General features: G+C 66.8%; 7 protein-coding genes. All 7 read right to left on the bottom strand.

Annotation, left to right across the window (positions count from 1 at the left end):
• The coding region (locus Q0C41_RS28750) for a DUF4105 domain-containing protein (RefSeq protein ID WP_291989996.1) at window positions 1-1,319 on the bottom strand (1,319 nt) is incomplete at its 3' end.
• Window positions 1,320-1,378: 59 nt separating this feature from the next.
• Complete coding sequence (locus Q0C41_RS28755; RefSeq protein WP_291989998.1) at window positions 1,379-1,885, bottom strand: DUF3015 family protein; 507 nt, start codon at window positions 1,883-1,885, stop codon at window positions 1,379-1,381.
• Window positions 1,886-1,923: 38 nt separating this feature from the next.
• Window positions 1,924-2,430 (bottom strand): DUF3015 family protein, encoded by a 507-nt coding sequence (locus Q0C41_RS28760; protein ID WP_291990000.1) that lies wholly within the window; start codon window positions 2,428-2,430, stop codon window positions 1,924-1,926.
• 134 nt (window positions 2,431-2,564) lie between these two features.
• A complete protein-coding gene (locus Q0C41_RS28765) occupies window positions 2,565-3,224 on the bottom strand; it encodes a hypothetical protein (protein ID WP_291990002.1) in 660 nt (219 codons plus the stop codon).
• A gap of 198 nt (window positions 3,225-3,422) precedes the next feature.
• Window positions 3,423-4,313 carry a DMT family transporter gene (locus Q0C41_RS28770; protein WP_291990004.1) on the bottom strand — a complete coding sequence of 297 codons (891 nt, stop codon included), beginning with the start codon at window positions 4,311-4,313 and terminating at the stop codon, window positions 3,423-3,425.
• Complete coding sequence (locus Q0C41_RS28775; RefSeq protein WP_291990006.1) at window positions 4,310-5,356, bottom strand: Ldh family oxidoreductase; 1,047 nt, start codon at window positions 5,354-5,356, stop codon at window positions 4,310-4,312. Before Q0C41_RS28775 ends, Q0C41_RS28770 begins: the two co-directional genes overlap by 4 nt.
• A 53-nt stretch (window positions 5,357-5,409) precedes the next feature.
• A partial coding sequence (locus Q0C41_RS28780) for a zinc-dependent alcohol dehydrogenase family protein (protein WP_291990008.1) occupies window positions 5,410-6,432 on the bottom strand: 1,023 nt, incomplete at its 5' end.

Consider the following 6,432-nt stretch of genomic DNA (forward strand, 5'->3'; position numbering starts at 1 on the left):
GGATCGATGAGATCGTGATAGGCGCCGCGGAAGCGGATGTCCTGAAAGCCGTTGCCCGCTGTCGTGCCGCCGCCGACACTCAGCCGGGCAGAGCCATGACCTTCGTCGGGCCTCACGGCTGGCATGGGCACTTCGGGCGGGGGCGGCCCGTCCACCTTGGCTCTCGCAAGCATCAACTCTCGCAGGCGGGCCGAGGGCGCCGGGCCGCGCTTGGCGCCGGACAGTCGCTCGAAGTCGAGGGTCTCGAAAGCAAGATCGAGAACCTGCGCCCGTTCCTCCGGCGGTCGTTGTGCAAGTTCCGGGCTGTCGGTCGAAATCCGATCGTCGGCGAGTCTCCTCGCCAGCGAGATATCGCCGTCCGACATCAGAGAACCGAAGTGAAACAGCTGAGTGCTGCGAGACGGACGAAACTTGATCTCGGATACGAGCCCCGGGACCGCCTTGATCTCCCGCACCGTATCTGCCGGAATCACCCATGCGGGGAACCGCTCGACCAGATTCAGGGACGGGCGCGCCACGTCGAGCAGCCACAGCAGTTGATACGAACAGTTCTCGTCGAGGAAGTAGTAGTCGAAGCGCGTCGCGCCGAGTTCCCAGGCGTGCTCCAGCAGCCGCTGCGCCTCCGTCGGCGTGATCGACAGCCGGTACTCCCAGATGTCGCGACTCTCGATGTCGCTGTATTCCGCGATCTTCACGTAGTACGGCGTGATCGAGAACCGGCCGTCGTACCCGCCGGCGAGCCCGCGCCACGCGAACGCGATGCCGTTGTCGTTTCCGGTCACCGCGGCAAAGTTGACCGCGTAGTCGAGGATGCGAGTCCGATCGTTCTGTGCACGCCCGTCGATACGCAGAAGCGTATGGCCGTACATGGAAGCCGGGCTGTTGATGTACGCCGCGGGGAAGACAAGCGTCACCGACTGCGGTTCGAGGTCGGCACTCCAGCGCTCGAAGCGCGGGCACCCTCGCTCCGGCAGACGCGCGGGATCGAAAGTGAGACGACTCTTCAGCCATCGATAGCGTGCAACGAAACGGCACTGCGGATTCTGCTGCTTGTCGGTCTCCTCCAGGTCGGAGAAAAACGCTCTCAGCGTGGCGTCGAGTTCGGTACCGGGGTTGCTCTTGCCGTCCGGCGCATTGAAAAAACCCGCGTCATCCGCCTGACTGCGCACACCGCGCCACCAGGTCGTGCGGTAATGGACAAGCCGGTGCCATTCGGGCGTATTCGCCAGGCCGAGTTCGCGGGCCTTGGCGACGAGTTCGTCGGCGTAGTCGGCCGCCCTGACGGGGGCGTGCGCCACCGCCAGGGCGGCGATCGCCAACCACAATAAAAAACACCCAGTGCTTGCGCACTGGGTGCGGATCGAACGCAGTCGGGCGATCAGATGCGCGCGACGTAGCCGGCGAGCTTGTCGTTCGCCGCCAGGACTTCACGCAGACCGACGCGGATGTCTTGGGTGGAGGCTTCGGCGCTCGGGAAGATGCGCGCCATGTTGTCGCGGGTGGACTGAACGAAGGCAGCCTTGTCCTGCTCGGACACGCCGAGCAACTGGACGAGGGCATCCAGGGTTTCGCCGGAGCCGCGGGACATGTCGCGGGCCAGTTTTTCCTTGTTGCCGTCGATGAAGTGCGACAGCTTCCAGTTGGACTTCACGGTGCCGTCCTGCGTGCAGCCGGAGGTGCCGGACGTGATGGCGAAGGTCTGATTGCCGGACGAGCCGTTGGTCGTGGCGGCGAGGATCTTGGGGGCAAGACCGACCTGGCCGTCCCACAGCTTGGAACCCCAGCCGCAGGTGCCGACATCGTCATCGCCGCCGGCCTGGGCGGCGAACGGAAGGGCAGCCATCGCGGCCGCGACCAGAACTGCATTCAATGAAGAGCGCTTCATGTACTGACTCCTGAAAAGGGTGGTTGCGGTCGACCGGATCAGACGCGGGCGGCGTAGGCCGCAAGGGACCCGTCAGCAGCGAGCACGGCGCGAAGACCGGCACGGATCTCGTCCGTGGAGGCCTGGGCGCTCGGGAAGATGCGCGCCATGTTGTCTCGGGTCGTGCGCACGAAGGCCGCCTTGTCCTGGTCCTTCACACCCAGCAGCTGTGCCAGGGAGTCGAGCGACTCGCCGGTTCCGCGGGAGAGGTCGCGCGCAAGACGATCCTTGTTGCCGTCGATGAAGGCGGCCGTCTTCCAGGCACTCGACACCTTGCCGTCCTGCGAGCAGCCCGACGTGCCAGACGACATGGCAAAAGTATTGATGCCGTAGAAATTGTTCGTCGTGACAGCCAGGACTTGGGGAGCAATGCCGCTCTGGCCTTCGAACAGTCGGGAGCCGGGACCGCAGGCGCCAACGTTGTCGACACCGGCAGCCAGCGTCATCAGCGGTGCGGTCAACAGGGCTGCAGCTACGGCCGCGCGCCCAAAGGACATCATTTTCATGCGAGCACTCCTTGTTCGCTCATGGAAAGAGACCACCATCTTTCCGGGTTATAGCCGGTTGGGGTCATCTGCGTCAACGGCCACCGGCCGTACAACTGAAGCCCTATCTTATTCGATCGGAATACGTTTCAGGTTCAGAACTTGCCGAACTTGAGGTAAGCCTCCTGGGGATCCATCCCCGAAAGGATGGCGGTGCGCACCCGGTTCTCGGTGAGCAGGGTGGCCTCGGTTCTGGCGACGACATCGGCCGCGATGGCGCCGGGAATCACGACCACCCCATCGCGGTCGGCCAGGAGCCAGTCACCACTGGAAATGGTGACATCGCCGATGGTGATCGGCTCCCCGAAGCGATCGGGCACCCATCGGCCGACGATGTCCTTGGGCGTGTTGAAGCTGCAGAACACGGGGAAGCCCAGGTTCAGGATGAAGTCGGTATCGCGGCAGCCTCCGTCGACGACGTAGCCGCGCACGCCTCGGAAATGCAGCGTTTCGGCAGACAGCTCGCCCATCAGCGCGATCGAATAGGTGTTCGGCTGGCACACCAGCACCTTGCCCGCGGGCGCCTTGGAAAGAAGACCGGTCCAGGCGAGCAAGGTGTCGTGGGGGTCGCGGGTGTTGTCCACATGCCCGCTCACCGTGAAGATCTCGCCGGCGAGCTTGCGAGTGGGATCCAGGGGACGGATTTCCGGAGGCAGGACACAGTTCGGGTGCCCCATCGCGCGGAGCACGTCGTGCACGGCAGCGGCGTAGCAGGCTTCGAGGCGTTCGGCGAGATCGTTGGGGTCCGGGATCATGGGTCGGGCCGGCTTGGCGAGGGAGGAAAGTCGAGGGTACTCCTGAACCCGAGACAGGTGAACTCACCGGCGCGTGGCACTTAGGCGGAGGTCGGAAGACCCCCCGGAGTCGGCCTGGCGGCCTCGTCCGGGCTACGCAACCCGGACGAGGGGCGGATGCCTCGACTCCGGGGACACGAAGAGCCAACAACCCCAGCGTCACGGCGTGACGGCCACACTGCCCCGCGAACGCGTCAGCCCGAACAAGGTATCGGCCGCCAGGGCGACGATCACCGCGATGCCGCCGATGAGCGCCATGCGGCTCGGCGCCTCGCCGACGAGCGCCCATGTGGACGCCACCCCCAGCACCGTTTCCAGTTCGGCGAGCAACCCGACCTCCGCGGCGCGCAGATGCCGGGACGCTACCACCATCAGCAGGCACCCCAGACCCAGCTGCACGACGCCGAGCGTCACGAGATTCGCGAAGTCACTGCCGGCAGCTTCCAGCGGGAGCGCGAACGGCAATGTCATCGCGCACGAGAACACGCCCGAGATGAACACGGTGGGCACCATGTCAACGGTCGCATGCATCCGCCGGTTGAGCACCACGTTCATCCCGAAGGCCACGGGGATCACCAGGGCGAGCAGGATGCCCGACCAGCCCTCGGACCCCACGCCCTCGACGAACATGAGCACGATGCCGGTGACCGCCACACCCATGGCCGCCCACGTCCGCCCCGGGACATGCTCTTGCAGGAACAGGCGGCCGAACAGCGCCGACATGAAGGGCGAGATGCTGCAGACGATCAGCGTGTTCGCGACGGTGGTCAGCGACAGCGCGACGATGAAGCAGACGTACATGATCGCCCAGAGCATCCCCGAGACCAGCCCGGCCCGTCCGGTTGCGACGATCCGGGACCACACCTCGCCGCGATACTGGACGGCGATCACGCCGAGGAGAAACAGTGCCATGAAGAAGGACCGCCAGAAGGTGATCTCCCAGGCGTCCTTCAGCGTCAGCGTGCGGACGAGGACGCCCGCCGACGCCCAGCACACCGTCGCCCCGATCATCAGAAAGATGCCGAGGCGGTGCGACGCGGCGGATCTCACGGGCGCTCGGGCGGCATCGGAACGCCGAGTTCAGTCGCCCAGGGCTCGAGCTGGCCCAGGATGCCGGGGTGGAGCTGCACGCCGTCAGCAAGCGCCTTGCGACGCCGCGCCAGCCCGGCCTCACCGGGCAGCCGCACGCGCTCGACGCCGGGCCGCGGAACGGCCTTGCGACAGGCATCCGCCACCCACTCGGTCTGGCGCACGAAGGCGTCCCCGCCGGCAAACAGGGCCGGATCGAGAATCTGCAGGAAGACCTCCCCCGTCCAGCCGTCGATGGGGTCCGCGCGGCCATGCCCGCCCAGACCCTGGGTAAGCGCCTCGACCATGAGACCCAGCGCGTAGCCCTTGTGGCCGTACTCGATGCCGCCGATGGGCAGCAGAGCGCCCTTGGGCTCCTGCGACACGACCTTCGGGTCGTCGCTCGGGTTGCCGTCGGCATCCACCAGCCACTTGCCGGGCAGGCGCCCGCCCGCCTTCGACAGACGCCCCACCATGCCGTTGGTCGTGATGGACGTCGACACGTCGATCAGCACGGGATCGCCCGCGGTAGGCCAGCCCGCCGCGATGGGGTCCGGTGTGATCACGCCGGTGCGGCCGCCGTGCGGGGCGACCGACTTGTTCTCCGGCGCCGACGTCATGAGGAGGATCACCATGCCCTGGTCCGTCACGCGCTTGAGATACGCGGCGAGACAGGCGATGTGATGCGCGCGCCGGATCGAGACCGTGCAGGTGCCGTACTGGCGGGCACGCGGCAGGGCGAGATCGATAGCGCGGCAGACCAGCCAGGTGCCCGGCAGACGATCGCCGTCCCAGGTGACCGCCGCCGGGAAGTCCGCGACGGCCTTGGGTTCGCCGGCGGTCTTCATCTCGCCCTTGCGGATGTCCGCGAGATACGGCGCGAGCAGATTGAGGCCGTGGGTGTCGTGACCCATGAGGTCGGCCTCCACCAGCACCTCGGCGATGGTCGGAGACTTGTCGGGCGCCATGCCTGCGCGGTCGAGCAGGCGGGTGGCGAATTCGATGAGATCGGGAGCGGAATGCATGGGGTGCGGCACCGGCTGGAGAATCGACTCGGCGGCCCGGAGGCCGCCGCGGGTCAGAAAATGATGAGCTGGCGGACGGTGTGCCCGGAGGCCAGTCGGTCGAAGCCCTCGTTGATCTCCTCGAGCGTGATGCGATCACTCAGCAGCTTGTTTACCGGCAGCTTGCCCTTGCGGTAGAGGTCGATGTAGCGGGGCATGTCCCGCGGCGGTACGCAGGAGCCGACATAGCTGCCCTTCACGGTCCTTTCCTCGGCCGTGAGGTTCACATGCTGCAGCGGCCAGCGCGCATCCGGATGCGGCAGCCCTGCCGTGACAGTCGTGCCGCCCCGCCGCGTGACACGGTAGGCGAGTTCCATGGCCTGCACCGAGCCAGCCATCTCGAGCCCGAAATCCACGCCGCCGGCCGTCATCTCCTTCACCTTGGCGACTGCGTCGGGGTCCTTGGCGTTGATGGTGTGGGTCGCACCCAGTGCCCGGGCGAGTTCGAGCTTGTCGTCGTGGATGTCGATGGCCACGACCTGGCTCGCGCCGGCCACCTGCGCGCCGAACATGGCGTTGAGCCCCACACCGCCCAGCCCGACCACGGCGACTCGTGCACCGGGGAACACCTGCGCCGTATTCAGCGCGGCGCCCACGCCGGTGAGCACGGCACAACCGAACATCGCGGCTTCGTCGAACGGCAGCTGTTTGTCGATCTTCACCAGCGACCCGCGATTGACCACGCAGTACTCGGCGAATCCCGAAACCCCCACGTGGTGGTAGACCGTCTGGCCGTTCTGCGAGAGGCGCATGCCGCCGCCCAGCAGCGTGCCGGCGCCGTTGGATTTCTGCCCGGGCTCGCAACGGCCGGGGTGGCCTTCCTGGCAGGCCACGCATTCGCCGCAGCTCGGCGCGAACACCATCACCACGTGGTCCCCGACGGCCAGATCGGTGATGCCGGGGCCCACCTCGGCCACAATGCCCGCGGCCTCGTGGCCGAGCACCATCGGCATCTGCCGCGGACGATCGGCATTCACGGTCGACAGATCGGAGTGGCACAGGCTCGCCGCCTTCACCTGGACCAGCACCTCGCGCTG

Origin of the sequence: Luteitalea sp. (assembly GCF_022842525.1) — a bacterium.
GTDB lineage: Bacteria > Acidobacteriota > Vicinamibacteria > Vicinamibacterales > Vicinamibacteraceae > Luteitalea.